This is a genomic window from Micromonospora sp. CPCC 205539 (assembly GCF_036906815.1).
GTDB lineage: Bacteria > Actinomycetota > Actinomycetes > Mycobacteriales > Micromonosporaceae > Micromonospora.
In genome coordinates, this window is record NZ_JBAKHW010000023.1 from 19,905 (window position 1) to 44,152 (window position 24,248).

Here is a 24,248-nt window from a genome sequence, read left to right on the forward strand (position 1 = left end):
ACCCACCCACCCCTCCGCCCCGATCTTGCAGTTTCGGTCGCCGATATGCACGGAATGCCCCGTGTATCGCGACAGCAAATGCAAGATCGCGGCAAGGTATGGGGGTGGCCCCGTTCGGCGCTGCCTCCAGCGCGATCCAGCCGTGTGCGGAGCGAATCACCGCCTTAAGCACCCCTCAGGGCCGAGGCGCGTGACCGGCGTAGGCTCGGGGTGTGACGGTGAGCCGGGAGATCGACGACATCCTGCAGCGGGGCGCGGACGGCGGGCGCATCACGCCCGAGGAGGCTCTGCTGCTCTACACCGAGGCGCCCTTCCACGCGTTGGGTGAGGCGGCGGACGCGGTGCGCCGGCGGCGCTACCCGGACAACGTGGTCACGTACCTGATCGATCGCAACATCAACTACACCAACGTCTGCGTGACGGCGTGCAAGTTCTGCGCGTTCTACCGGGCGCCGAAGCACGCCGAGGGTTGGACCCACCCGACCGAGGAGATCCTGCGCCGTTGCGGCGAGGCGGTCGAGCTGGGCGCGACCCAGGTGATGCTCCAGGGCGGTCACCACCCGGACTACGGCGTCGAGTACTACGAGGAGCTGTTCTCCTCGGTCAAGCAGGCGTACCCGCAGTTGGCCATCCACTCGATCGGCCCGAGCGAGATCCTGCACATGGCCAAGGTGTCCGGGGTGAGCCTGGACGAGGCCATCGCCCGGATCAAGGTCGCCGGCCTGGACTCGATCGCCGGCGCCGGCGCGGAGATGCTGCCCGCGCGGCCGCGTAAGGCCATCGCTCCGCTCAAGGAGTCGGGTGAGCGCTGGCTGGAGGTCATGGAGCTGGCCCACCGGCAGGGCGTCGAGTCGACCGCCACGATGATGATGGGCACCGGCGAGACGCACGCCGAGCGGATCGAGCACCTGCGCATGATCCGCGACGTGCAGGACCGCACCCGTGGCTTCCGGTCCTTCATTCCGTGGACCTACCAGCCGGAGAACAACCACCTCAAGGGCCGTACCCAGGCGACCACGCTGGAGTACCTGCGGCTGGTCGCGGTGGCGCGGCTCTTCTTCGAGACGGTGCCGCACCTGCAGGCGTCCTGGCTGACCACCGGCAAGGACGTCGGGCAGCTCGCGCTGCACATGGGCGTGGACGACCTCGGCTCGATCATGCTGGAGGAGAACGTCATCTCCTCCGCCGGTGCCCGGCACCGCTCCAACCTGCACGAGCTGATCGGCATGATCCGCTCGGCGGACCGGATCCCCGCGCAGCGCGACACCCTCTACAACCGGCTCACGGTGCACCACACCCCTGCGGACGACCCGACCGACGAGCGGGTGGTCTCGCACTTCTCCTCGATCGCGCTGCCCGGCGGTGGCGCCGGCCGGTCCCTTCCGCTGGTCGAGGTCAACTGACGACGGTCGAAGTCCGGCCGTTTGGCTGACCGAGGCTCGTGCGCCCGACCGGCCACCCTCGGCGGTACGGGTGGTCCCGGCCGCTGTGCCGGCGAGGTGCCCGTTTCGGGCTGGTGGAGTTGATCGCCAACGGCTAGCGTCCCGCGTCATACCGCTGGCCATCAGGTCCTCCATCGGCCCATGAGGGTCGTTCACATAACGCACGACACGGCGGGCGGGATGGGTGACCATCCCGCCCGTACCGTCTGCTCACTCCAGACCGGACGGATGAAAAGCGGTCTCGCGCGCTGGCGCGGAAGATCGACCTCCGATAACGTCCGCTCGTTGCGCAACCACTCCTCTCTTCCCTACCCCCCGGGGGACCGATGACAGCGTTCCACCGCTCGGCCCTGGCCCGCGTCGGCGCCGTGGCCCTGCTCGCGGCCGGTGGCCTGGCCACCGTGGCCGCCCCGGCTCAGGCCGCCGACCAGGCTGACCTGGCCCTCGTGCCGATCAGCTCCGAGCTGGCCAAGGGTGTCAAGGCGGCCAAGGCGAAGCCGTTCAAGTTCACGGTCGACAACACCCGGAGCACGGTCGCCGCCAAGGATGTCCGGGTCACCGTGGACACCAGCAAGCTGAAGAAGAAGGTCGGGGTCGTGGTGCCCGACGGCTGCGAGGTGACCGGCAAGACGTTCACCTGCCTGCTCGGTGACCTGGCCGGCGGCACCAGCGAGGACTTCGGCATCCCGCTCTTCTCCAATGGTGCTCGCGGCGCGGCCGGCACGCTGGTGGTCACCATCAGCGCGGCCAACTCCGCCCCCGACACCGTCGAGCACGACATCACCGTCAGCAAGCCGGGCTACGACCTGACGAGCTGGGTGCAGGACGTCTACTCGAACGTCGTGGTGAACGGCGGCCAGAGCGACGGCGTCGAGCTCAAGCCGGTCCGGCCGGGCGAGACGGCACCGCTGGACTGGGCCGTCTACAACGACGGCAGCCGCAAGGCCACCGGCCTGGCCTACACGCTCACGCTCCCGGCCGGCGTCACCTTCGCCACCCTGCCGGACACCTGCGAGGAGCAGAGCCTCGGCGGGGTCGCCCAGGCGTTCTGCGAGGACGACGGCGCGGTGATCAAGCCCGGTCAGTACTACACCGCGGACGTCACGGTGAAGGTCGGAGCGGGCGTCACCGAGCCGGTGCTGCGGATCGGCGAGCTGTTCGCCCAGGGCCTGGACGCCGCGGCCGGTCGGCCCGAGGAGGAGCCCGAGCAGGCCACCACCGCCCAGCGGAAGACCTTCACCGAGACCGACGAGCTCGACAACCAGGCCATCTTCGACGTCTTCGTCGACCTAGCCGCGCAGCCCTCCCCGACGCCCACGCCGACCGCGTCGGCGAGCCCGACCCGGTCGCCGGGTACGGGGGGCGGCGGTGGCGGCGGCCTGCCGGTGACCGGTGTGCAGGCCGGCCTGATCGGCGGTATCGGCGGCCTGATCCTGCTCGCGGGTGGCGCGCTGCTGGTGCTCTCCCGTCGGCGCAAGGTCGTCCTGGTCGCACCGGGCGACGAGAAGTCGACCGACTGACCTAGTCGCGACACGAGGGCGGGGTGGTCATCCACCCCGCCCTTGCGCGTACGCAGGGGCCGTGCGCGACCCAGCGGCCACCGGCCCGAGCGCGGCTGGCAGAGTGGAGGGGTGAGCCGTACCCCGCAGGGCCAGCGCGCCAGCCTGGACAAGCAGCCGCACGAGGTCGCCGCGATGTTCGATGGCGTGGCGGAGCGCTACGACCTGACCAACACCGTCCTCTCCTTCGGCCAGGACCGTTTCTGGCGTCGGGCCACCCGGGCCGCGCTCGGGCTGCGGCCGGGCGAGCGCGTGCTGGACGTGGGCGCGGGCACCGGCGTCTCGACCCAGGAGCTGGCCCAGTCCGGGGCGTACGCGGTCGGCGCCGACCTGTCGCAGGGGATGCTGCACGCCGGTAAGCGGGCCCGTCCGGCGGTGCCCCTGCTGGCCGGGGACGCGCTGCGGCTGCCGTTCGCCGACGCCAGCTTCGACGCGGTGACCATCTCCTTCGCGCTGCGCAACGTGAACGACACCGATGCGGCGCTGCGCGAGTTGGCGCGGGTGACCCGGCCCGGCGGGCGGCTGGTGGTCTGCGAGTTCAGCACCCCGGTCAACCCGGCATTCCGGACGGTCTACCTGTCGTACCTGATGCGGTCGTTGCCGGTGGTGGCTCGCACGGTGTCCAGCAACCCCGAGGCGTACGTCTATCTCGCCGAGTCGATCCGGGCCTGGCCGGATCAGACCGCGCTGGCCGGGCGGGTCGGCGCGGCCGGCTGGGGCCGGGTGGCGTGGCGCAACCTGACCGGCGGCGTGGTCGCCCTGCACCGGGGCATCCGCCAGTAGCGCGGAGCCAGATCGCACGCGCGTTTCGTGAATGTTGGGCTTTGGTCCACTTTGCCCCCGTACGCTCGTCGGCATGACCGGAGCACACCCGGCGGACCCGGTGGCCGCCACCGACGACGACGCGGCCGAACTCATCGCGCAGTTGCGCGCGCTGGCCGGCGCCGACCCGACGGAGGTCCGGCAGGTGGTCGCCGAGGTGTTGGCAGCGCTGGATCGGGCGGCCGGTGGTGCGCTGCGTGAGCATCTGCCGGAGACGATCCGAGTCGATGCGGGCCTGGACGCGCCAAGTCCGGCCTGACACCTGCCTGCTGTGGACAGTCACCGCCTGTCACGCTTGCGAGTTAGGCACCCCTAAGCCTGTGCAGGTATGACGCCGGTCATAGACTCGTCCCGTCTGGCTTGTGAAGCATTTCACGAGCGTTCGGGAGGAGGCGCGGATGACCGCGGTGGAGCACGACGCCGACGTCATCGTCGTGGGCGCCGGTCCCGGTGGATCGGCGACGGCGTACCACTTGGCCCGGCACGGCGTACGGGTGCTGTTGTTGGAGAAGACCGAGTTTCCCCGCGAGAAGGTCTGCGGCGACGGGCTGACCCCGCGCGCCGTGCGCCAGCTCGTGCGGATGGGTGTGGACACCTCACCCGAGGCCGGCTGGCTGCACAACAAGGGCCTGCGGGTGATCGGCGGCGGCGTACGCCTGGAGTTGGACTGGCCAGAGCTCGCCAGCTTCCCCAACTACGGCCTGGTGCGAACCCGGCTGGACTTCGACGACCTGCTCGCCCAGCGGGCGGTGGCCGCCGGCGCGAAGCTGCGGACCAGCGTCAACGTGCTGGGCCCGGTGCTCGACGGTGACGGCCGGGTGACCGGCGTCGAGGCCGAGGTGGGCCCGGACAAGGAGCCGACCACTTTCCGCGCCCCGCTGGTCGTGGCCGCGGACGGGGTCTCCGGTCGGTTCCCGCTCGCCCTCGGCCTGACCAAGCGGGAGGACCGGCCGATCGGCGTGGCCGTCCGCCGCTACTACCACTCACCGGCCAAGCACGACGACGACTACCTGGAGTCCTGGCTGGAGCTGCGCAGCAAGGACAGCGGCGACAACCTGCTGCCCGGGTACGGCTGGATCTTCGGGCTCGGTGACGGGCGGGTCAACGTCGGTCTCGGCGTGCTCAACTCGTCCTCCGCGTTCGGCAAGACCAACTACCGCCGGCTGCTCACCGACTGGCTGGAGAACACCCCGGCCGACTGGGGCATGACCGACGAGACCAATGCCGACGGCCCGATCCTCGGGGCCGCGCTGCCGATGGGCTTCAACCGGGTGCCGCACTACACCCGGGGCGTCCTGCTGGTCGGTGACTCCGGCGGCATGGTCAACCCGTTCAACGGTGAGGGCATCGCGTACGCCATGGAGTCCGGCGAGTTGGCTGCCGAGGTCGCCGTGCAGGCCCTCGCCCGGCCGGCCGGCCCGGAGCGGGAGCGCGCGCTGATGGCGTACCCGAACGAGTTGAAGGCTCGGCTCGGCGGTTACTACCGGCTCGGCGGCATCTTCGTGAAGCTGATCGGCCGTCCGGAGATCATGCGGATCGCCACGAAGCACGGTATGCCACACCCGACGCTGATGCGTTTCGTCCTCAAGCTGCTGGCCAACCTGACCGACCCGCGTGGCGGGGACGCGATGGACCGGGTCATCAATGCGATGACGAAGGTCGCGCCCGCCGCTTGAGCAAGACCGCATCGGTGCTGGTCACAGCCCTGACGCGGACAAAGATCGACCCCCGCCGGCTGCCACCGCGAGGGACGTGAATAGTGTGATTTTCGTCAAGCACCGAGGGCAGGGAAGGACGAGCAGGAGAAAACGATGTCGCTCTCGCCTTACGCACCGATCATCGGGCTGTTCGCCCTCGCCGCGGCGTTCTCGCTGTTCTCCGTTGGCGCCGCCCGCTTCGCCGGTCCCCATCGATACAACAAGGCCAAACTCGAGGCTTACGAGTGCGGCATCGAGCCCAGCCCCCAGCCGGTCGGCGGTGGCCGGTTCCCGATCAAGTTCTACCTGACGGCGATGCTCTTCATCGTCTTCGACATCGAGATCATCTTCCTCTACCCCTGGGCGGTCACGTTCGACGCTCTGCCGATCTTCGGCTTCGTGGAGATGGTCCTGTTCATCGTCGCGGTCTTCGTTGCGTACGCCTACGTGTGGCGGCGCGGCGGCCTGGACTGGGACTGAGGAAGGAACGTCAGATGGGCATCGAGGAGAAGCTTCCCGCCGGCGTCCTGCTCACCTCGGTGGAGAAGCTGGTCAACTGGTCCCGGAAGTCGTCCGTGTGGGGCGCCACCTTCGGCCTGGCCTGCTGCGCCATCGAGATGATGGCCGCCGGTGGTCCGCACTACGACATGGGCCGCTGGGGCATGGAGGTCTTCCGGGCCTCGCCCCGACAGGCCGACCTGATGATCGTGGCCGGCCGGGTGAGCCAGAAGATGGCGCCGGTGCTCCGCCAGATCTACGACCAGATGGCCGAGCCCCGCTGGGTGCTCTCGATGGGCGTCTGCGCCAGCAGCGGTGGCATGTTCAACAACTACGCGATCGTGCAGGGCGTCGACCACGTGGTGCCGGTCGACATGTACCTGCCGGGCTGCCCGCCCCGGCCGGAGATGCTGATCGACGCGATCCTCAAGCTTCGCGAGAAGATCATGTATGAGCCGCTGGGCCCGACCGGCCGCAAGATGCTGGCGGCCCGCACGGAGCGCGGTGACGTCCCGGTCGTGCCGTACGGCTCCATGCCGTCGTCGTACCGCAGCGACAAGAGCCGGCGTGCCGAGTGGACCCGCGCGGTCCGCGAGGGGCGCGAGGAGCAACTGCGGATCGAGAACTGGATGAACGCGCAGAACCACCTCCACCCGCAAGGCGGCCCCAAATGAGCGACAAGCCCACTGACGGTGGAGTGCCGCTGCCGGTCGTGCCGGCCGGCGCCACCAGCGGTGCCCCGGCCGAGCACCCGCCGGCCAGCCCCGCCGGCCGCGGAATGTTCGGCAACCAGGGCACCGGCGACGTGTCCGGCTACGGCGGCCTGGTCCGCCAGCGCGAGCCGATCGAGGAGGCCTCCCGTCCGTACGGCGGCTACTTCGACGAGGTCCGCGACGCGCTGGAGGAGGCGTACCCGGCCTTCGGCGACGCGATCGAGAAGGTCGTGGTCGACCGGGGCGAGCTGACCCTGCACGTCCGCCCGGAGCGGATCGCCGAGGTCTGCCAGGTGCTGCGGGACGACCTGGCGCTGCGCTTCGAGCTGTGCTCCTCGGTGTCCGGCGTGGACTACCTCGGCGCCGACGAGCGTCGGCTGCACGTGGTCTACCAGCTCACCTCGATGACCTACCGGCGTCGGCTCCGGCTGGAGAGCGCTGTCTCCGTCGAGAGCCCGCACCTGCCCAGCGTCACCGCTGTCTATCCGACGGCGGACTGGCAGGAGCGGGAGGCGTACGACATGTTCGGCATCGTCTTCGACGGCCACCCCAACCTGACCCGGATCCTCATGCCGGACGACTGGGAGGGCCACCCGCAGCGCAAGGACTACCCGCTCGGCGGCGTGCCCGTCGAGTACAAGGGCGCGGAGATCCAGCCGCCGGACAAGCGGAGGTCGTACCAGTGACGACGTCGAACTATGCGACCGAGCGCGAGACCGACGAGGGCAGGGTCTTCACCGTCACCGGTGGGGACTGGGACACGGTCGTCTCGGGCACCGACCCGATCAACGACGAGCGGATCGTCGTCAACATGGGTCCGCAGCACCCGTCCACGCACGGCGTGCTGCGGCTGATCCTCGAGCTGGAGGGCGAGACGGTCCGCGAGGCCCGCTCGGTCATCGGCTACCTGCACACCGGCATCGAGAAGAACCTCGAATACCGCAACTGGGTCCAGGGCTCGACCTTCGTGACCCGGATGGACTACCTCGCCCCGCTGTTCAACGAGACGGCGTACGCGCTGGCGGTCGAGAAGCTGCTCGGTATCACCGACGACATCACCGAGCGGGCCACCACCATCCGGGTGCTGATGATGGAGCTCAACCGGATCTCCTCGCACCTGGTCTGGCTGGCCACCACCGGCATGGAGCTGGGTGCGATCTCGATCATGCTGTACGGCTTCCGCGAGCGGGAGTACATCCTCGACATCTTCGAGACCATCACCGGCCTGCGGATGAACCACGCGTACATCCGGCCGGGCGGGGTCGCGCAGGACGTGCCGGACGCCGCGGTCGTCAAGATCCGCGACTTCCTGAAGATGATGCCCAAGAAGCTCAAGGAGTACGAGGACCTGCTGTCCGGCCAGCCGATCTGGACCGAGCGGACGAAGAACGTCGCGGTGCTGGACGTGACCGGCTGCCTGGCGCTCGGCGTCACCGGGCCGGTGCTGCGCTCCGCCGGGCTGGCCTGGGACCTGCGCAAGACCATGCCGTACTGCGGGTACGAGACGTACGAGTTCGACGTGCCGACCCACCCCGACGGTGACGTGTGGGGCCGCTACCAGGTCCGGCTCGCCGAGATCCGGGAGTCGATGAAGCTGGTCGAGCAGGCGCTCGACCGGCTCAAGCCGGGCCCGGTGATGGTGGCCGACCGCAAGATCGCCTGGCCGGCCCAGTTGGCCATCGGTGTCGACGGCATGGGCAACTCGCTGGAGCACGTCGCGAAGATCATGGGTCAGTCGATGGAGTCGCTGATCCACCACTTCAAGCTGGTCACCGAGGGTTTCCGGGTTCCGCCCGGTCAGGTGTACGTCGGCATCGAGTCGCCCCGCGGTGAGCTGGGCGTGCACGCGGTCTCCGACGGTGGCACCCGGCCGTACCGGGTGCACTACCGGGAGCCGAGCTTCGTCAACCTCCAGGCCCTCCCGGCGATGGCCGAGGGCGGCCTGATCGCCGACGTGATCGCCGGCGGCGCTTCGCTGGACCCCGTGATGGGTGGGTGTGACAGATGACGACCACGACCTTCACTGAGACGACCCGGGAGCGGGCGCGCGAGATCATCGCCCGCTACCCGGCGGATCGGTCCCGCTCGGCGCTGCTGCCGCTGCTGCACCTGGTGCAGGCCGAGGAGGGGTACGTCTCCCCGGCCGGTGTCGCGTTCTGCGCCGAGGTGCTCGGGCTGAACAAGGCCCAGGTCGGCGCGGTGGCGACCTTCTACACCATGTACAAGCGCAAGCCGACCGGCGACTATCTGGTCAGCGTCTGTACCAACACGATGTGCGACGTGCTGGGCGGCCAGCAGGTCTACGAGACCCTCGCCGAGCACCTGGGCGTCGGGCACGACGAGACGACCGCCGACGGCAAGATCACCCTGGAGCACGCCGAGTGCCTGGCGGCCTGTGACTACGGCCCGGTGATGACCGTCAACTACGACTTCTTCGACGGCGTGGACCCGTCCACCGCGGTCGGGGTGGTCGACGAGCTGCGTGCCGGTGGCCGGCCGATGCCGACCCGGGGCGCGCGGCTCTGCACCCTCAAGGAGATGGCGGTGCAGCTCGCCGGTTTCGCCGACGAGCGGGATGGCGCGGTCGCCGACGGCGGGCCGGGCGAGGCAACCCTGCGCGGGCTGCGGCTGGCGCAGCAGCACGGCGTCTCGGTGCCGGGCTTCGACCCGAACACCCCGATCCGCAGCAAGGCCGAAGCCGACAAGGCCGCCGCCGAGGCGAAGGCGGAGGCGGAGGCCGCCAAGCCGGCGCCCGCCGAGGCCAGCGCGGCGCCGGTCAAGGGTGGCGACGGAGCGTCCGCACCGACGGGGGCGGCCGGGATCGCCGAGCCGGCGAAGCCGGCAGAGGCCACCGGCAGCACCACGCGGGACGTCAAGGCTCCGGACGACAAGTCGCCGCAGGTGCGTACCGCGGAGACCCGGCAGCCGGACGCGAGCACCGCGGTGCCGGACGCCCCCGGCACCAAGGTCCCCACGGAGACCCCCGGCACCGCGCCGGCGGCCGGTGACGCGCAGGCGGCCGAGGCGGCCGGCGTGGCGGCCAACCCGGTGGCCGGTGACGGCAAGCCGGCCGGCGACGAGGCCGGGTCCCAGCAGCGCAACCTCAAGGATGCGAAGGCCGGTACGGACGCCGACGGCGCCGAACCAGCGGACGCGAGCGAAACGGGGGCACAGAAGTGACCACTCCCCGGCCGGAGACGCTGGCCAAGCTGACGCCGGTGCTGACCAAGCGCTGGCTGTCGCCGGACGCCTGGCGGATCGGCACCTACGAGCAGCTCGACGGCTACGCCGCGCTGCGCAAGGCACTCAAGGCCCACCCGGACGACCTGATCCAACTGATCAAGGACTCCGGCCTGCGCGGCCGTGGCGGCGCCGGCTTCCCCACCGGTCTCAAGTGGGGCTTCATCCCGCAGGGTGACGGAAAGCCCCACTACCTGGTGGTCAACGCGGACGAGGGCGAGCCGGGCACCTGCAAGGACCTGCCGCTGATGACCCACGACCCGCACGCGCTGGTCGAGGGCGTCATCATCGCGTCGTACGCCATCCGGGCCAGCCGCGCCTACATCTACATCCGGGGCGAGGCGGTGCACGCCGCGCGCCGGCTGCGCAACGCGGTCCAGGAGGCGTACGACAAGGGTTACCTCGGCCGGAACATCCTGCGCAGCGGCTACGACCTGGAGCTGGTGGTGCACTCCGGCGCCGGGGCGTACATCTGCGGCGAGGAGACGGCGCTGCTGGACTCGCTGGAGGGGTTCCGGGGTCAACCTCGGCTCCGGCCGCCGTTCCCAGCCACCCACGGCCTGTACGCCAGCCCGACGGTGGTGAACAACGTCGGCACCATCGCCAGCGTGCCGCCGATCGTGCTCGGCGGGGCCAACTGGTGGAAGTCCATGGGCACCGAGAAGTCCTCCGGCCCGATGATCTACTCGCTCTCCGGCCGGGTCGTCAACCCGGGCCAGTACGAGTGCTCGATGGGCGTCACCCTGCGTGAGCTGCTGGAGCTGGCCGGCGGGATGCAGCCCGGGCACAACCTGCGGTTCTGGACGCCGGGCGGCTCGTCGACCCCGCTGCTCGCCGCCGAGCACCTGGACGTGCCCCTGGACTTCGAGGGGGTGGCGGCGGCCGGGTCGATCCTCGGCACCACGGCCACCCAGATCTTCTCCGACCAGGACTGCCCGGTCTACGCGACGTACCGGTGGCTGGAGTTCTACCACCACGAGTCGTGCGGCAAGTGCACTCCCTGCCGGGAGGGCAACTACTGGATGGTCCGGGTCTACCGGCGGATCCTCGCCGGCCAGGGCACCCATGAGGACCTGGACACCCTGCTGGACACCTGCGACAACATCCTCGGCCGTTCGTTCTGCGGTCTGGGTGACGGCGCGACCAGCTCGGTGACCTCCTCGCTGAAGTACTTCAAGCAGGACTACCTCGACTACATCGAGGGACGTACCGCACCGAAGCTGTCGGACAAGCAGCTCGTAGGAGCTCACTGATGACGGATGTAGCCAAGCAGACCGACACTGTCACGCTCACCATCGACGGCGTCGAGGTCACCGCCCCCAAGGGGACGCTGCTGATCCGGGTCGCCGAGCAGATGGGCACCGAGATCCCCCGCTTCTGCGACCACCCGCTGCTGGCTCCGGCCGGGGCGTGCCGGCAGTGTCTGGTCGAGGTGGAGGGCCAGCGCAAGCCGGTCGCCTCCTGCACGCAGACCGTCGCCGACGGCATGGTGGTCCGTACCCAGATCACCTCCCCGGTGGCCAAGAAGGCGCAGGAGGGGGTGATGGAGCTCCTCCTGCTCAATCACCCGCTGGACTGCCCGATGTGTGACAAGGGCGGCGAGTGCCCCCTGCAGAACCAGGCGATGTCCACCGGCCGTACCGACTCCCGCTTCCACGAGCACAAGCGGGAGTACGAGAAGCCGATGGCGATCAGCAGCCAGGTGCTGCTGGACCGCGAGCGTTGCGTGCTCTGCCAACGCTGCACCCGGTTCTCCGAGGAGATCGCCGGCGACAAGTTCATCGACCTGATGGGCCGGTCGTCCGCCGAGGAGATCAACATCTACCGGGACGACGCGTACGGCGCCGACGGTGACGCGGGCGACGTGCCGTTCAACTCGTACTTCTCCGGCAACACCGTGCAGATCTGCCCGGTTGGCGCGCTGACCGGTGCGCAGTACCGGTTCCGGGCCCGCCCGTTCGACCTGGTCTCCAGCCCGAGCGTCTGCGAGCACTGCTCGGCCGGCTGCGCGCAGCGCACCGACTGGCGGCGCGGCAAGGTCCAGCGCCGGCTGGCCGGCGACGAGCCGGCGGTGAACGAGGAGTGGAACTGCGACAAGGGTCGGTGGGGCTTCCAGTACAGCCGGGCCACCGACCGGCTGACCAACCCGTTGGTCCGCGACGAGCACACCGGCGAGCTGCGCGAGGCGTCCTGGAGTGAGGCGCTCACCCGGGCCGCCGAGGGGCTGCACGCGGCTCGCGAGGGCGGGCAGGGCATGGCGGTGCTCACCGGCGGTCGGCTGACCGTCGAGGACGCCTACGCGTACGCGAAGTTCGCCCGGGTCGCGCTGAACACCAACGACATCGACTTCCGGGCCCGGCCGGTCTCCCGCGAGGAGGCCGACTTTCTGGCCAGTTCGGTCGCCGGGGTCACCGACATCACCTACACCGACGTGGAGAACGCGCCGGCGGTGGTGCTGGTCGGCCTCGAGCCGGAGGAGGAGTGCCCGATCCTCTTCCTGCGGCTGCGCAAGGCGTACCTGAAGAAGACCCTGACGGTGTACGCGCTGGCGCCGTTCGCCACCCGCGGCCTGGAGAAGCTCGGTGCCAAGCTGGCCCGGGTCGTGCCGGGCGAGGAGGCCAGCGTGCTCGCCGAGCACGCCACGGTCGCCGAGGCGCTGAGCGCACCGGGCGCGATCCTGATCGTCGGCGAGCGGCTGGCCACCGTGCCGGGTGGGCTCTCCGCCGCGGCGGACGTGGCCCGGCGTACCGGCGCGAAGTTGGCCTGGGTGCCGCGGCGCGCGGGTGACCGGGGCGCGGTCGACGCGGGCTGCCTGCCCAACCTGCTCCCCGGTGGCCGGCTGGTCACCGAGCCGGCCGCGCGGGCCGAGCTCGGCGAGGCGTGGGACATCCCGGCCGGGGTGATCCCGAGCCAGGCCGGTCGGGACACCGACCAGATTCTGGCCGCGGCCGCCAACGGGCAGCTCGGCGCGCTGGTCGTGGCCGGCGTCGACCCGGCCGACCTGGCCGACCCGCGACTGGCCGAGACCGCCCTGGACGCGGTGCCGTTCCTGGTCAGCCTGGAGCTGCGCGCCAGCGCGGTGACCCGGCGGGCCGACGTGGTGCTGCCGGTCGCCCCGGTGGTCGAGAAGGCCGGCAGCTTCCTGGACTGGGAGGGCCGGCTGCGTCCGTTCGAGGCGGTGCTGGACACGGCCGCGATGACCGACGGCCGGGTGCTCGACGCGCTGGCCGCGCTGCTCGACGTGCGCCTCGGTACGGCGGACGTGCCGAGCGTGCGTCGCGAGCTGGGCACGCTGCCGGCGACCCGCACCCAGCGGCCGTCCGCGCCGTCGGTGGCGCCGGCCACGGTGGCGCACCCGGGCGCCGGGGAGGCCGTGCTGGCCACCTGGCATCAGCTCGTCGACTCGGGCTCCCTGACCGACGGCGACGAACACCTCGCCGGTACCGCCCGCCCGCCGGTGGTCCGGCTGGGCAAGGGCACCGCCGAGGCACTCGGTGTCGTCGACGGTGACCCCGTCACGGTGGGCACCGACCGGGGGGCGCTGACCCTGCCGGCGGAGCTGACCGAGATGCCGGACGGCGTGGTCTGGCTGCCGACCAACTCACCCGGCTCGACCGTCCGACGCAGCCTCGGGGCGACGTCCGGCGCGGTCGTCCGGATCTCCGTACCCGCACCGAGCGCGGCCGTTCCGGCCGGACGCGTGGCGGCCGACGAGGCGGGTCTTCCGGGTCCGCTCCTCAACGCTGGGGGTAACCAGTGAACGCGCTAAACCTGGCGCAGGACCCGACGCTGGCCGACTTCGGCCACGATCCGATCTGGCTGGTCCTCATCAAGGTCGTCTTCGCGTTCGTCTTCGGTCTGCTGGCCACCCTGCTCGGCGTCTGGTTCGAGCGGCGCGTGGTGGGCTACATGCAGGTGCGGCCCGGCCCCAACCAGGTCGGCCCGTTCGGTCTGCTGCAGACCCTCGCGGACGGTCTGAAGATGGCCTTCAAGGAGGACATCCTGCCGAAGGCGGCCGACAAGGTCGTCTACTTCTTCGCGCCGACGATCTCGGTGATCTGCGCGGTCACCGCGCTGTCGGTCGTGCCGTTCGGCCCGATGGTGAGCATCTTCGGTCACCACACGGCGCTGCAGGTCACCGACGTGCCGGTGGCGGTGCTGGTGCTGCTGGCCTGCTCCTCGATGGGCATCTACGGCATCGTGCTCGGCGGGTGGGCCTCCGGCTCGACGTACCCGCTCCTCGGCGGCCTGCGGTCGAGCGCCCAGATGATCTCCTACGAGGTCGCCATGGGGCTCTCCATCGTGGCGGTGTTCATGACCGCCGGCACGATGAGCACCAGCGGGATCGTCGCCGCTCAGGGCGACGCCACCCGGCTGACCATCAACGGCTACGAGATCCCCGCGCCGGGCTGGTACGCGATCCTGCTGCTGCCCAGCTTCATCATCTTCTTCATCTCCACGGTGGGTGAGACCAACCGGGCGCCGTTCGACCTGCCCGAGGCCGAGTCCGAGCTGGTCGCCGGCTTCATGACCGAGTACAGCTCGCTGAAGTTCGCGCTCTTCATGCTCAGCGAGTACGTCTCGATGGTGACCATGTCCGCGGTCACCACCACGCTGTTCCTCGGTGGCTGGCGGGCACCCTGGCCGATCACCATCTGGGAGGGCGCCAACTCCGGTTGGTGGCCGATGCTCTGGTTCTTCGGCAAGGTGATCGCGCTGGTGTTCGTCTTCGTGTGGCTGCGGGGCACGCTGCCCCGGCTGCGCTACGACCAGTTCATGCGCTTCGGCTGGAAGGTGCTGCTGCCGATCAACCTGGTCTGGATCCTGATCCTGTCGGGCCTGCGCTCGATCGAGGGCTGGGACTGGAAGGGCAAGGCGATCGCGGTCGGCATCCCGGCCGGCTTGCTGCTGATCGGCACGCTCCTCTGGCCCAACCGCCGGCCGAAGCCGAAGCCGACGCCACAGGAAGAGGTCGACAGCCGACCGCACGGGAGTTTCCCCGTACCACCGATGGATCTTCAGGTACCACCGAGCCCGCGCATCACGCGCGTGGTCGCCGAGCGGGAGCCGGCCAACATCGCTGCCGGCTCGGACTCCAGGGAGGTGTGACGTGGGCGCGATCACCGGAACGTTCAAGGGATTCGGGGTCACCTTCTCGCACATGTTCAGGAAGGTCGTCACCACCGACTACCCGTTCAAGCCGCCGGTTTCGGCGCCGCGCTACCACGGGCGGCACATCCTCAACCGGCACCCGGACGGGCTGGAGAAGTGCATCGGCTGTGAGCTGTGCGCCTGGGCCTGCCCGGCGGACGCGATCTACGTCGAGGGTGGCGACAACACCGACACTCAGCGTTTCTCGCCAGGTGAGCGGTACGCCAGTACCTACCAGATCAACTACGCCCGGTGCATCTTCTGCGGACTGTGCATCGAGGCCTGCCCGACCCGGTCGCTCACGATGAGCAACGAGTACGAGCTGGCCCGGGACAACCGGCAGGACCTGATCTTCACCAAGGAGCAGTTGCTCGCGCCGCTGCTCGAGGGCATGGAGCAGCCGCCGCACCCGATGCGGCTGGGCGACAGCGAGAAGGACTACTACGTCGGCGCGTTGACCAACCCGGGCACCTCCGCCGGTGCGGAGACGTCTCCGATGAGCCCGGGCCGTCACGAGGTCGAGGCGCACCCCGGCGTGACGTTCCCGGGCGCCGAGCAGGCCGCCCAGCGCGCGGCGGCCGGCAAGGGAGAGGAAGCATGACCACGTCCACGGTGCTGGCCGCGGCGGGCGGGGTGTCCGGCGGCGAGCAGGTCACCTTCTGGATCCTCGCGCCGCTCGCGCTGATCGGCGCGATCGGGATGGTGGCCGCCCGCAACGCGGTGCACTCGGCGCTCTGGCTGGTGCTCACGATGCTCTGCCTCGGCGTGTTCTACGTCCTGCAGGCCGGGCCGTTCATCGGCATGGTGCAGATCATCGTCTACACCGGCGCGATCATGATGCTCTTCCTGTTCGTGCTGATGCTCGTCGGCCGGGACGCGTCCGACTCGTTGATCGAGACGCTGCGGGGCCAGCGGGTCGCCGCGATCGTGCTCGGGCTGGGCTTCGCCGGCCTGGTCGGCGGCGCGATCTACCGGGCGACGGAGGGCACCACCGCGGTCGGCCTGGAGCAGGTCAACGCGGAGGGCAACGTGCAGGGCATCGCCCGGCTGCTGTTCACCAAGTACGTCTTCGCGTTCGAGCTGACCTCGGCCCTGCTGATCACCGCAGCGGTCGGCGCCATGGTGCTCGCGCACGTCGAGCGGCGTAAGCAGGACAAGATCGACCAGCCGTCGACGATGCGGGCCCGCTTCGCCCCGGGCAACTACCCCGGCCCCAAGCCGGGGCCCGGCGTCTTCGCGACCTCATCCTCGGTTGCCACCCCGGCGCGGCTGCCGGACGGCCGGCTGACCGATCGGAGCACGCCGGCCATCCTGCCGGTACGCGAGATGACCACGCAGGAGACCTCGCTGAAGGGGACAGACCAGTGACGCCCGACTACTACCTGGTGCTGGCCGCGGTGCTGTTCACCATCGGCGCCGCCGGGGTGCTCATCCGCCGCAACGCGATCGTGCTGTTCATGTGCGTGGAGCTGATGCTCAACGCGGCCAACCTGACCCTGGTCACCTTCAGCCGGATCAACGGCGACCTCAACGGTCAGATCATGGCGTTCTTCGTGATGGTGGTGGCGGCGGCCGAGGTCGTGGTCGGGCTCGCGATCATCATGTCCATCTTCCGGACTCGACGCTCCGCGAGTGTCGACGACGCCAACCTGCTCAAGTACTAGAGGGGCCCACCGGTGGAAGAGACTGTGGAATACGCCCAGGCCACGGGGCTGCTCGGGGGCGTCTGGCTGCTGGTGGCGATCCCGCTGCTCAGCGCGGCGATCCTGCTGCTGCTCGGTCGGCGGGCCGACCGCTGGGGGCACTGGCTGGGCGTGGCGGCCATCGGTGCCGCGTTCGTGCTCGGCCTGGCCTCCTTCTTCCAGCTCCGCGGCCTGGAGAACAAGTCGGTCGAGCTGAGCCTCTGGGACTTCATCGCGGTCGGTGACCTCCGGGTCGACTTCGGCCTGCTGTTCGACCCCCTGGCCGCGGTCTTCGTACTCCTGATCACCGGGGTGGGCTTCCTGATCCACCTGTACGCGGTCGAGTACATGGCGCACGACGCAGGCCGCCGCCGGTTCTTCGCGTACTTCAACCTGTTCGTCGCGGCCATGCTGCTGCTGGTGCTCGGCAACAACTACGTGATGCTCTACGTCGGTTGGGAGGGCGTCGGTCTGGCGTCGTACCTGCTGATCTCCTTCTGGTACGAGCGGCCGAGCGCGGCCACCGCCGGCAAGAAGGCCTTCCTGATGAACCGGGTCGGCGACACCGGCCTGGCCATCGCGATCTTCATCATGTTCGCCACCCTGGGCACCACCCAGTACGACGAGGTGTTCAACGGCGTCGGCGCGCTGACCGGCACGACGGTGCTGGTGCTCGGCCTGCTCCTGCTGCTCGGCGCGGCCGGCAAGTCCGGCCAGTTCCCGCTGCAGGCGTGGCTGCCGGACGCGATGGAGGGTCCGACCCCGGTGTCGGCGCTCATCCACGCCGCGACCATGGTCACCGCGGGCGTCTACCTCATCGCGCGATCCAACCCGATCTTCTCCGCCAACACGACGCTCCAGCTCGTGGTGGTCAGCGTCGGTGCCCTCACCCTGCTGCTCGGCTGCATCATCGGCGCGGCCAAGGACGACATCAAGCGGGTGCTCGCCTGGTCGACGGTGAGCCAGATCGGCTACATGTTCGTCGGTGTCGGTCTGGGCGGTGGGGCGTACGCGCTGGCCATCGTGCACCTGCTGGCGCACGGCTTCTTCAAGGCCAACATGTTCCTGGGCGCCGGCTCGGTCATGCACGGAATGAAGGACCAGGTGGACATCCGCCGCTTCGGTGGGCTGTCCAAGTACATGAAGATCACCTGGTTGACCTTCATGATGGGCTGGCTGGCCATCATCGGCATGTTCCCCTTCTCCGGCTTCTTCTCCAAGGAGCCGATCATCGTGGCCGCCTTCGAGCGGGAGGACTGGACCGCCTGGCTCTTCGGCGGTGCGGCACTGCTCGGCGCCGGGCTCACCGCGTTCTACATGACGCGGCTGTTCGTGCTCACGTTCCACGGGCCGCAGCGGTGGACCGAGGACATCGAGCACCCGCACGAGTCGCCGAAGCTGATGACCATCCCGCTGATCCTGCTGGCGGTCGGGTCGGTCGGCGCCGGCTTCCTGCTCGCCACGTCCGTTCCGGACTGGCTGACGGAGACCGCCGGGCTGGGCGGCGAGCACGCGGAGCACGCGGCGGTCCTCTCGCACACCGTGATCACCATCCTGTCGCTGCTGGTCACCGTGCTCGGTGCCGGGCTCGCCTGGTTCCTGTTCCGGGCCGGCACGGCCACCGCGCCGCAGCCGGCCGGGGTGCTGGTCACCGCCGCTCGGCGCAACCTCTACACCGACGCGGTGAACGAGGCCGTCTTCGAGAAGCCGGGCATCTTCCTCACCCGGGCGCTGGTGTACCTCGACAACCGGGGCATCGACGGGCTCGTCAACGGGCTCGCCGCCGCGGTCGGCGGGGGCTCGGGTCGCCTCCGCCGGATGCAGACCGGCTTTGTCCGCTCGTACGCCACCTCGATCCTGGCCGGTGCGCTGCTGGTGATGGCGGCTTTCCTGGCGGTGCAGGCGGGGTGGTTGGCGTGATCGACCTCAATACGCCCGCCCCCGCCGGCGGACCACGCATCCACGACGGAGGTAAGGCCGCATAATGTCCAACTTCCCGTTCCTCTCGGTGCTCACCGTGGCGCCGCTGGTGGGCGCCCTGGTGGTGGCCTTCCTGCCGCGTCACCGGCCGGAGCTGGCCAAGCAGGTGGCGTTCGTCTGGTCGCTGCTGGTGCTCGTGCTCTCGGTGGTGATGTGGGTCAGCTTCAAGGTCGGCGGTGACCGGTTCCAGTTCCGCGAGTCGTACTCGTGGATCCCGAACTGGGGCGTCAGCTTCACCTTCGCGGCGGACGGCATCGCGCTGGTGATGCTGATGCTGATCGCGGTGCTGGTGCCGCTGGTGATCCTGGCGTCCTGGCACGACGCGGAGTCGTCGAAGCGGTCGGTGCCGGTCTACTTCGCGCTGCTGCTGGTCCTCGAGTGCACGATGATCGGCGTCTTCGCGGCCGCCGACGTCTTCCTGTTCTACGTGTTCTTCGAAGTCATGCTCGTGCCGATGTACTTCCTGATCGGCAGCTACGGCGGCCACCAGAGGCAGTACGCGGCCGTGAAGTTCTTCCTCTACTCGCTCGTCGGCGGCCTGTTCATGCTGGCCGCCGTGATCGGGCTGTGGGTGGTCGGCGGCAAGACCTTCGACTGGCAGGCGCTGTCGCAGGTGGACATCAGCACCGGCACCGAGCGGTGGCTGTTCCTCGGCTTCTTCCTCGCGTTCGCCATCAAGGCGCCGTTCTTCCCGTTCCACACGTGGCTGCCGGACGCCGGTGGCGCCGCACCGGCGGGTGCCGCCGCGCTGCTGGTCGGTGTACTGGACAAGGTCGGCACGTTCGGCATCCTGCGTTACTGCCTGCCGCTGTTCCCCGAGGCGTCCAAGTGGTTCGCGCCGTGGGCCCTGGCGCTGGGCGTGATCGGCATCGTCTACGCCGCGCTGCTGGCGGTCGGGCAGAACGACCTCAAGCGGCTGGTGTCGTACACCTCGATCGCGCACTTCGGCTTCATCGGAGTGGGCATCTTCGCCTTCACCACCCAGGCCGGCACCGGCGCGGTGCTCTACATGCTCAACCACGGGCTGGCCACCGGCCTGCTGTTCCTGGTGGTGGGCATGCTGATCTCCCGGCGCGGCTCGGCGCTGATCAGCGACTTCGGCGGCGCCGGCAAGCTGGTTCCGGTGCTCGCCGGGGTGCTCTTCTTCGCCGGTCTCGCGTCGCTCGCGCTACCCGGAACCGCACCCTTCATCTCCGAGTTCCTGGTGCTGATCGGCACCTTCACGGTGAACAAGCCGGTCGCGGTCATCGCCACGCTCGGCATCATCCTGGCCGCCGCGTACGTGCTGTGGATGGTGCAGCGCACCACCCAGGGCACGCTCAACCCGGCGCTGACCGAGGTCGACGGGATGCGTCGGGACCTCAACCTGCGCGAGAAGGTCGTGGTCGCCCCACTGATCGCGCTGATCGTGCTGCTCGGCTTCTACCCCAAGCCGGTCACTGACGTGATCAACCCTGCCGTCCAGGCGACCATGGACGACATCGGCAGGACCGACCCCGCCCCGTCGGTGGGCGGCACCGTCCAGGAGGCGGCAAAGTGACCGAGTTCAAACTGCCGTCGCTTGACTACGCGGCGCTCGCCCCGATCCTGATCATGTTGGGTACGGCGCTGCTCGGCGTGCTGGTCGAAGCGTTCGTGCCCCGACGTCGGCGGCACGTGGTGCAGCTGACGCTGTCCCTGCTGGCCGTGGTCGCCGCGCTGACCATGGTGGTCCGCAACGCCGACGACCGGATCCTCACGGCCGGTCAGGCCATCGCGGTGGACGGGCCCACGCTCTTCCTCCAGGGCGCGATCCTGGTGCTGGCCGCGATGGCGCTGCTGCTGATCGGTGAGCGTTCGGTGGAGCGGGGTGGGGCGTTCGTCGGCCAGGCCGCCGTGACCGCCGAGTCGGCCGACGACCGGCGGCAGGCCGAGGGGCGCAACGGCCTCACCGAGGTCTACCCGCTCACCACGTTCGCGATCGGCGGCATGCTGATCTTCGTGGCGGCGAACGACCTGCTGACCATGTTCATCGCGCTCGAGGTCTTCTCCCTGCCGCTGTACCTGCTCTGCGCGCTGGCTCGTCGCCGGCGGCTGCTGAGCCAGGAGGCGGCGATGAAGTACTTCCTGCTCGGCGCGTACGCGTCGGCGTTCTTCCTGTTCGGTGTGGCCCTGATCTACGGCTTCACCTCCGGCATCCCGGGCCGCGGGGCCGGGGTCGACTTCGCCACCATCAACGCGGCGGTGACCGACTCGCCGGCCAGCCCGGTGCTGCTCTTCGCCGGCATGGCGCTGCTCGCCATCGGCCTGCTCTTCAAGGCCGCAGCGGCCCCGTTCCACGTCTGGACGCCGGACGTCTACCAGGGCGCGCCGACCCCGGTCACCGGCTTCATGGCCGCCTGCACCAAGGTCGCCGCGTTCGGTGCGCTGCTGCGGGTCTTCCACGTGGCGTTCGCCGCTGCCGCCTGGGACTTCACCCCGGTGCTCGGCGCGATCGCGGTGCTGACCATGCTGGTCGGTGCGGTGCTCGCGGTCACCCAGACCGACATCAAGCGGCTGCTCGCGTACTCGTCGATCGCCAACGCCGGCTACCTGCTGGTCGGTGTGCTGTCGCCGGGCAAGGACGGGCTCTCCGGCACGATGTTCTACCTGGTCGCGTACGGCTTCTCGGTGCTGGCCGCGTTCGCGGTGGTGACCCTGGTCCGGGACGAGGACGGGGAGGCCACCCACCTGTCCCGCTGGGCCGGGCTGGGCCGGCGCTCGCCGTTCTACGCCGGGCTGTTCACCTTCATCCTGCTGGCGTTCGCCGGTATTCCGCTGACCAGCGGTTTCACCAGCAAGTTCGCGATCTTCGGTCCGGCGCTGGAGGGCGGCCAGACCTGGCTCGTGATCGCCGGCGTGCTGACCAGCATGGTGCTGGCCTTCCCGTACCTGCGGGTCGTGGTGATGATGTGGCTCTCCGAGCCGGGTGAGTCCACTCCGACCGTGACCGTGCCCGGCGGGCTCACCTCGGCCGCGCTGGCGATCGGTGTGCTGGCCACTCTGTTGCTGGGTGTGGCCCCGGCGCCGCTGCTCGACCTGGCCGCGGGAGCAGCCGAATTCGTGCGCTGATCTGTGGCTCGACGACCGGGGGACGGCACGCGTCAGCGTGCCGGCCCCCGCTGCGTATCCCCGGCCCGTAGGAGGTCGAACGGGTGTGGCATGGTTGATAGCGTGGTGATTCCGGCTGGCGAGCGTTCAGGTGCCACCGGCTCCGGCGGTCGCCGGGGTCGGGCGAGCACGAGTCAGTTCGGCGCGCTCGGCCTCCATCTCGCCGATCCCCGCGTCGAGGCATCCGTACTGGGCCTGCTGGACGCGGTCGAGGTCGAGTTGCTGTCCAGTGCGACCAGCGCCGACCCGTTCGTCACCGAGGCCGCCCGGCACCTCGTCGAGGCCGGCGGGAAGCGGTTCCGCCCGCTGCTGGTGGCGTTGGGGGCCCAGTTCGGCGACCCCACCAACCCGCAGGTGGTTCCGGCGGCCGTGGTGATGGAGCTCACTCACCTGGCCACGCTCTACCACGACGACGTGATGGACGAGGCGGCCGTTCGCCGGGGTGCGCCGAGCGCGAACTCCCGCTGGACCAACTCGGTCGCCATCCTGGTCGGTGACTACCTCTTCGCCCGGGCTGCCGACATCGCAGCCGACCTGGGCACCGAGGCGGTCCGGTTGCAGGCGCGCACCTTCGCCCGGCTGGTGCACGGTCAGATCGCGGAGACCGTCGGCCCGCGGGTCGACGACGACCCGGTCGCGCACTACCTGCACGTGATCGCCGAGAAGACCGGCTCGCTGATCGCCACGTCCGCCCGTTTCGGCGGCATGTTCAGTGGCGCGTCCACCGAGCACGTCGAGGCGCTGGCCGGGTACGGGGAGACGATCGGCGTCGCCTTCCAACTCTCCGACGATCTGCTGGACATCGCCTCCGAGTCGCTGCAGTCGGGCAAGACGCCGGGCACGGATCTGCGCGAGGGCGTTCCGACGTTGCCGGTGCTCTACGCCCGCGCGGCGGACGACTCCGACGCGGCCTCGGTGCGACTGCGCGAGATCCTGGCCACCGGCCCGCTCACCGATGACGCGCTGCACGCCGAGGCGCTGGGGCTGCTCCGGGAGAGCCCGGCACTCAAGCGGGCCCGTGAGACGGTGCGCAGCTACGCCGAGGAGGCGCGGGCCCAGCTCGCCCCGCTCCCGGCCGGGCCGTCCCGCAGCGCTCTCGAGTCGCTCTGCGACTACATCGCCGACCGCACCAGCTAAGCCGCGCTCCCGCTGGCGGTCCGGGTCAGCAGGCGGCTGCCGACGAGCATGAGGGCGGCGGCGAGCAGCATGGACACTGCGGCCGTGGACCACATTGCGGGGTAGCCGAGGTGGGCGGCGAGCGGGCCGAGGCTCAGCGGGCCGAGGCAGCCGCCCGCGTACACCCCGGTCTGGGTGATCGAGGTGGCGGCGGCCGGTGCCTGCGGGTGCAGCCGGACCACCGCGAAGTTCACCAGCCCGGGCCAGGCCCAGCCCAGGCCGAAGCCGAGCAGTACGCCGGCGACCAGCGGCGCCGTGCCGGCGAAGGCGAGCAGGCCCAGCCCGGCCGCGCCGATCACCAGCATCGCCGCGATGAGCGCGATGTGGCCGCTCGCGCGGCGGTCGGCCAGCCAACCCGCGCCCACCCGGGCGAGCACGCAGACCGCGCTGCCCAGGGTCAGGGTGAGGCCGGCGACTCCCGGTGACAGGCCTCGACCGACCGCCGAGTCCACCAGGAAGGTGCCGAGCGCGTTGGCCGCGCCCGAGGCCAGCGTCGCCGCCGCACCGATCACCACCAGAGCTCCGGTGGCCCGGCCCGCGCGCGCGGCGCCACTCCGGCGGGCCTGCCCGGGCTCCTGACGGGGTACGGCCGGCAGCGTCGCCAGTGCCGCCACGGCGGCGGCCACGAACGCCCAGCGCCACCCTGCGGTGAGCGCGATCGTGGGCACCGCCGCCCCGGCCAGCAGGGTGGAGACCGGGATGGCGGCCTGCTTGACGCCGAACGACAGCCCTTGCCGGTGCGCCGGCACCTGTCGGGCCAGCGCGACGTTGCTGGCCAGTTGGCCGAGGGCGTTCGCGGTGGCGCTGAGCGCCAGTAGCCCGACGAGCACCGGGTACGACCGGGCGAGGCCCGCCACGGCCAGCATCGAGCCGGCGGCCAGCAGGATGCCGCAGCGGGCCGCCACAGCCGGCCCGTAGCGCTCCACCAGGCGGCCGGAGGGCATCGAGGCCAGCGCGCTGACGCCGAAGTAGACGGAGACGGCCAGGCCCAGGCCGGCCGGGGAGAAGTCGAGGTCCGCGCCCATCTGCACGGCGAGACCGCCGAGGAGGAAGACGGGCAGGACGCAGGCGATGGTCGTGGCGATGGCACCGGCGCTGACCCGGACCGGGTGGGTCCGGGCGGTGTCCGGGGCGGAGGTGAGGGCGGTGTCGGTCATCG

General features: G+C 70.4%; 21 protein-coding genes. 20 read left to right on the plus strand and 1 reads right to left on the minus strand.

The genetic code is table 11. From position 1 onward, the window contains the following. Positions 1-212 precede the first annotated feature (212 nt). The 20 genes from mqnC (at position 213) to V6V47_RS20840 (ending at position 23,050) form a co-directional block, all read left to right on the plus strand. A complete protein-coding gene (gene mqnC, locus V6V47_RS20745; protein WP_334629969.1) occupies positions 213-1,403 on the plus strand; it encodes a cyclic dehypoxanthinyl futalosine synthase in 1,191 nt (396 codons plus the stop codon). 365 nt (positions 1,404-1,768) lie between these two features. Then, entirely contained in the window at positions 1,769-2,962 is a 1,194-nt protein-coding gene (locus V6V47_RS20750) for an LPXTG cell wall anchor domain-containing protein (RefSeq protein WP_334629970.1), read from the plus strand. Positions 2,963-3,073: 111 nt separating this feature from the next. After that, positions 3,074-3,784 carry a demethylmenaquinone methyltransferase gene (locus V6V47_RS20755; protein WP_334629971.1) on the plus strand — a complete coding sequence of 237 codons (711 nt, stop codon included), beginning with the start codon at positions 3,074-3,076 and terminating at the stop codon, positions 3,782-3,784. 73 nt (positions 3,785-3,857) lie between these two features. Further along, complete coding sequence (locus V6V47_RS20760; protein ID WP_334629972.1) at positions 3,858-4,082, plus strand: hypothetical protein; 225 nt, start codon at positions 3,858-3,860, stop codon at positions 4,080-4,082. Between the two features lie 139 nt (positions 4,083-4,221). Next, a complete protein-coding gene (locus tag V6V47_RS20765) occupies positions 4,222-5,499 on the plus strand; it encodes a geranylgeranyl reductase family protein (protein WP_334629973.1) in 1,278 nt (425 codons plus the stop codon). A 135-nt stretch (positions 5,500-5,634) separates the two neighbouring features. Next, a complete protein-coding gene (locus tag V6V47_RS20770) occupies positions 5,635-6,000 on the plus strand; it encodes an NADH-quinone oxidoreductase subunit A (protein WP_334629974.1) in 366 nt (121 codons plus the stop codon). Between the two features lie 14 nt (positions 6,001-6,014). After that, positions 6,015-6,692: a NuoB/complex I 20 kDa subunit family protein gene (locus V6V47_RS20775; RefSeq protein WP_334629975.1), complete on the plus strand. Its 678-nt coding sequence runs from the start codon at positions 6,015-6,017 to the stop codon at positions 6,690-6,692. Beyond that, entirely contained in the window at positions 6,689-7,417 is a 729-nt protein-coding gene (locus V6V47_RS20780) for an NADH-quinone oxidoreductase subunit C (protein ID WP_334629976.1), read from the plus strand. Before V6V47_RS20775 ends, V6V47_RS20780 begins: the two co-directional genes overlap by 4 nt. Continuing rightward, complete coding sequence (locus tag V6V47_RS20785) at positions 7,414-8,739, plus strand: NADH-quinone oxidoreductase subunit D (protein ID WP_334629977.1); 1,326 nt, start codon at positions 7,414-7,416, stop codon at positions 8,737-8,739. Before V6V47_RS20780 ends, V6V47_RS20785 begins: the two co-directional genes overlap by 4 nt. Continuing rightward, complete coding sequence (nuoE, locus tag V6V47_RS20790; protein ID WP_334629978.1) at positions 8,736-9,911, plus strand: NADH-quinone oxidoreductase subunit NuoE; 1,176 nt, start codon at positions 8,736-8,738, stop codon at positions 9,909-9,911. The genes V6V47_RS20785 and nuoE overlap by 4 nt, the downstream gene beginning before the upstream one ends. Further along, positions 9,908-11,224 (plus strand): NADH-quinone oxidoreductase subunit NuoF, encoded by a 1,317-nt coding sequence (gene nuoF / locus V6V47_RS20795; RefSeq protein ID WP_334629979.1) that lies wholly within the window; start codon positions 9,908-9,910, stop codon positions 11,222-11,224. Before nuoE ends, nuoF begins: the two co-directional genes overlap by 4 nt. Further along, positions 11,224-13,731 carry an NADH-quinone oxidoreductase subunit G gene (locus V6V47_RS20800; protein WP_334629980.1) on the plus strand — a complete coding sequence of 836 codons (2,508 nt, stop codon included), beginning with the start codon at positions 11,224-11,226 and terminating at the stop codon, positions 13,729-13,731. Before nuoF ends, V6V47_RS20800 begins: the two co-directional genes overlap by 1 nt. Then, the gene (gene nuoH, locus V6V47_RS20805) at positions 13,728-15,080 is read left to right on the plus strand and encodes an NADH-quinone oxidoreductase subunit NuoH (protein WP_334629981.1); all 1,353 of its coding nucleotides are present in this window, start codon (positions 13,728-13,730) and stop codon (positions 15,078-15,080) included. Before V6V47_RS20800 ends, nuoH begins: the two co-directional genes overlap by 4 nt. Position 15,081: 1 nt before the next feature. Next, positions 15,082-15,723 (plus strand): NADH-quinone oxidoreductase subunit NuoI, encoded by a 642-nt coding sequence (gene nuoI / locus V6V47_RS20810; RefSeq protein ID WP_334629982.1) that lies wholly within the window; start codon positions 15,082-15,084, stop codon positions 15,721-15,723. Then, positions 15,720-16,490, plus strand: coding sequence for an NADH-quinone oxidoreductase subunit J (locus V6V47_RS20815; RefSeq protein WP_334629983.1), 771 nt, complete (start codon positions 15,720-15,722; stop codon positions 16,488-16,490). Before nuoI ends, V6V47_RS20815 begins: the two co-directional genes overlap by 4 nt. Then, positions 16,487-16,786 (plus strand): NADH-quinone oxidoreductase subunit NuoK, encoded by a 300-nt coding sequence (gene nuoK, locus V6V47_RS20820; protein ID WP_222954162.1) that lies wholly within the window; start codon positions 16,487-16,489, stop codon positions 16,784-16,786. The genes V6V47_RS20815 and nuoK overlap by 4 nt, the downstream gene beginning before the upstream one ends. A 12-nt stretch (positions 16,787-16,798) precedes the next feature. Further along, positions 16,799-18,724: an NADH-quinone oxidoreductase subunit L gene (nuoL, locus tag V6V47_RS20825; protein WP_334629984.1), complete on the plus strand. Its 1,926-nt coding sequence runs from the start codon at positions 16,799-16,801 to the stop codon at positions 18,722-18,724. Positions 18,725-18,788: 64 nt separating this feature from the next. Then, entirely contained in the window at positions 18,789-20,324 is a 1,536-nt protein-coding gene (locus tag V6V47_RS20830) for an NADH-quinone oxidoreductase subunit M (protein WP_334629985.1), read from the plus strand. Then, positions 20,321-21,874, plus strand: a complete 1,554-nt coding sequence (gene nuoN / locus V6V47_RS20835) for an NADH-quinone oxidoreductase subunit NuoN (RefSeq protein WP_334629986.1) — start codon at positions 20,321-20,323, stop codon at positions 21,872-21,874. Before V6V47_RS20830 ends, nuoN begins: the two co-directional genes overlap by 4 nt. Before the next feature lie 90 nt (positions 21,875-21,964). Beyond that, positions 21,965-23,050: a polyprenyl synthetase family protein gene (locus V6V47_RS20840; RefSeq protein WP_334629987.1), complete on the plus strand. Its 1,086-nt coding sequence runs from the start codon at positions 21,965-21,967 to the stop codon at positions 23,048-23,050. Here V6V47_RS20840 and V6V47_RS20845 read toward each other — a convergent pair. Continuing rightward, on the minus strand, positions 23,047-24,246 hold the full coding sequence (locus V6V47_RS20845) for an MFS transporter (RefSeq protein WP_334629988.1): 1,200 nt from the start codon (positions 24,244-24,246) through the stop codon (positions 23,047-23,049). The genes V6V47_RS20840 and V6V47_RS20845 overlap by 4 nt on opposite strands. Positions 24,247-24,248: the final 2 nt, after the last annotated feature.

Excerpts from the sequence above, each read along its gene's own strand:
- V6V47_RS20765 (WP_334629973.1), top strand. The coding sequence starts at position 4,222 with ATGACCGCGGTGGAGCACGACGCCGACGTCATCGTCGTGGGCGCCGGT.
- V6V47_RS20750 (WP_334629970.1), top strand. The coding sequence starts at position 1,769 with ATGACAGCGTTCCACCGCTCGGCCCTGGCCCGCGTCGGCGCCGTGGCC.
- V6V47_RS20845 (WP_334629988.1), bottom strand. The coding sequence starts at position 24,246 with ATGACCGACACCGCCCTCACCTCCGCCCCGGACACCGCCCGGACCCAC.
- V6V47_RS20840 (WP_334629987.1), top strand. The coding sequence starts at position 21,965 with ATGGTTGATAGCGTGGTGATTCCGGCTGGCGAGCGTTCAGGTGCCACC.
- V6V47_RS20815 (WP_334629983.1), top strand. The coding sequence starts at position 15,720 with ATGACCACGTCCACGGTGCTGGCCGCGGCGGGCGGGGTGTCCGGCGGC.
- V6V47_RS20775 (WP_334629975.1), top strand. The coding sequence starts at position 6,015 with ATGGGCATCGAGGAGAAGCTTCCCGCCGGCGTCCTGCTCACCTCGGTG.
- V6V47_RS20780 (WP_334629976.1), top strand. The coding sequence starts at position 6,689 with ATGAGCGACAAGCCCACTGACGGTGGAGTGCCGCTGCCGGTCGTGCCG.
- V6V47_RS20830 (WP_334629985.1), top strand. The coding sequence starts at position 18,789 with ATGTCCAACTTCCCGTTCCTCTCGGTGCTCACCGTGGCGCCGCTGGTG.
- V6V47_RS20770 (WP_334629974.1), top strand. The coding sequence starts at position 5,635 with ATGTCGCTCTCGCCTTACGCACCGATCATCGGGCTGTTCGCCCTCGCC.
- nuoE (WP_334629978.1), top strand. The coding sequence starts at position 8,736 with ATGACGACCACGACCTTCACTGAGACGACCCGGGAGCGGGCGCGCGAG.
- V6V47_RS20760 (WP_334629972.1), top strand. The coding sequence starts at position 3,858 with ATGACCGGAGCACACCCGGCGGACCCGGTGGCCGCCACCGACGACGAC.
- V6V47_RS20800 (WP_334629980.1), top strand. The coding sequence starts at position 11,224 with ATGACGGATGTAGCCAAGCAGACCGACACTGTCACGCTCACCATCGAC.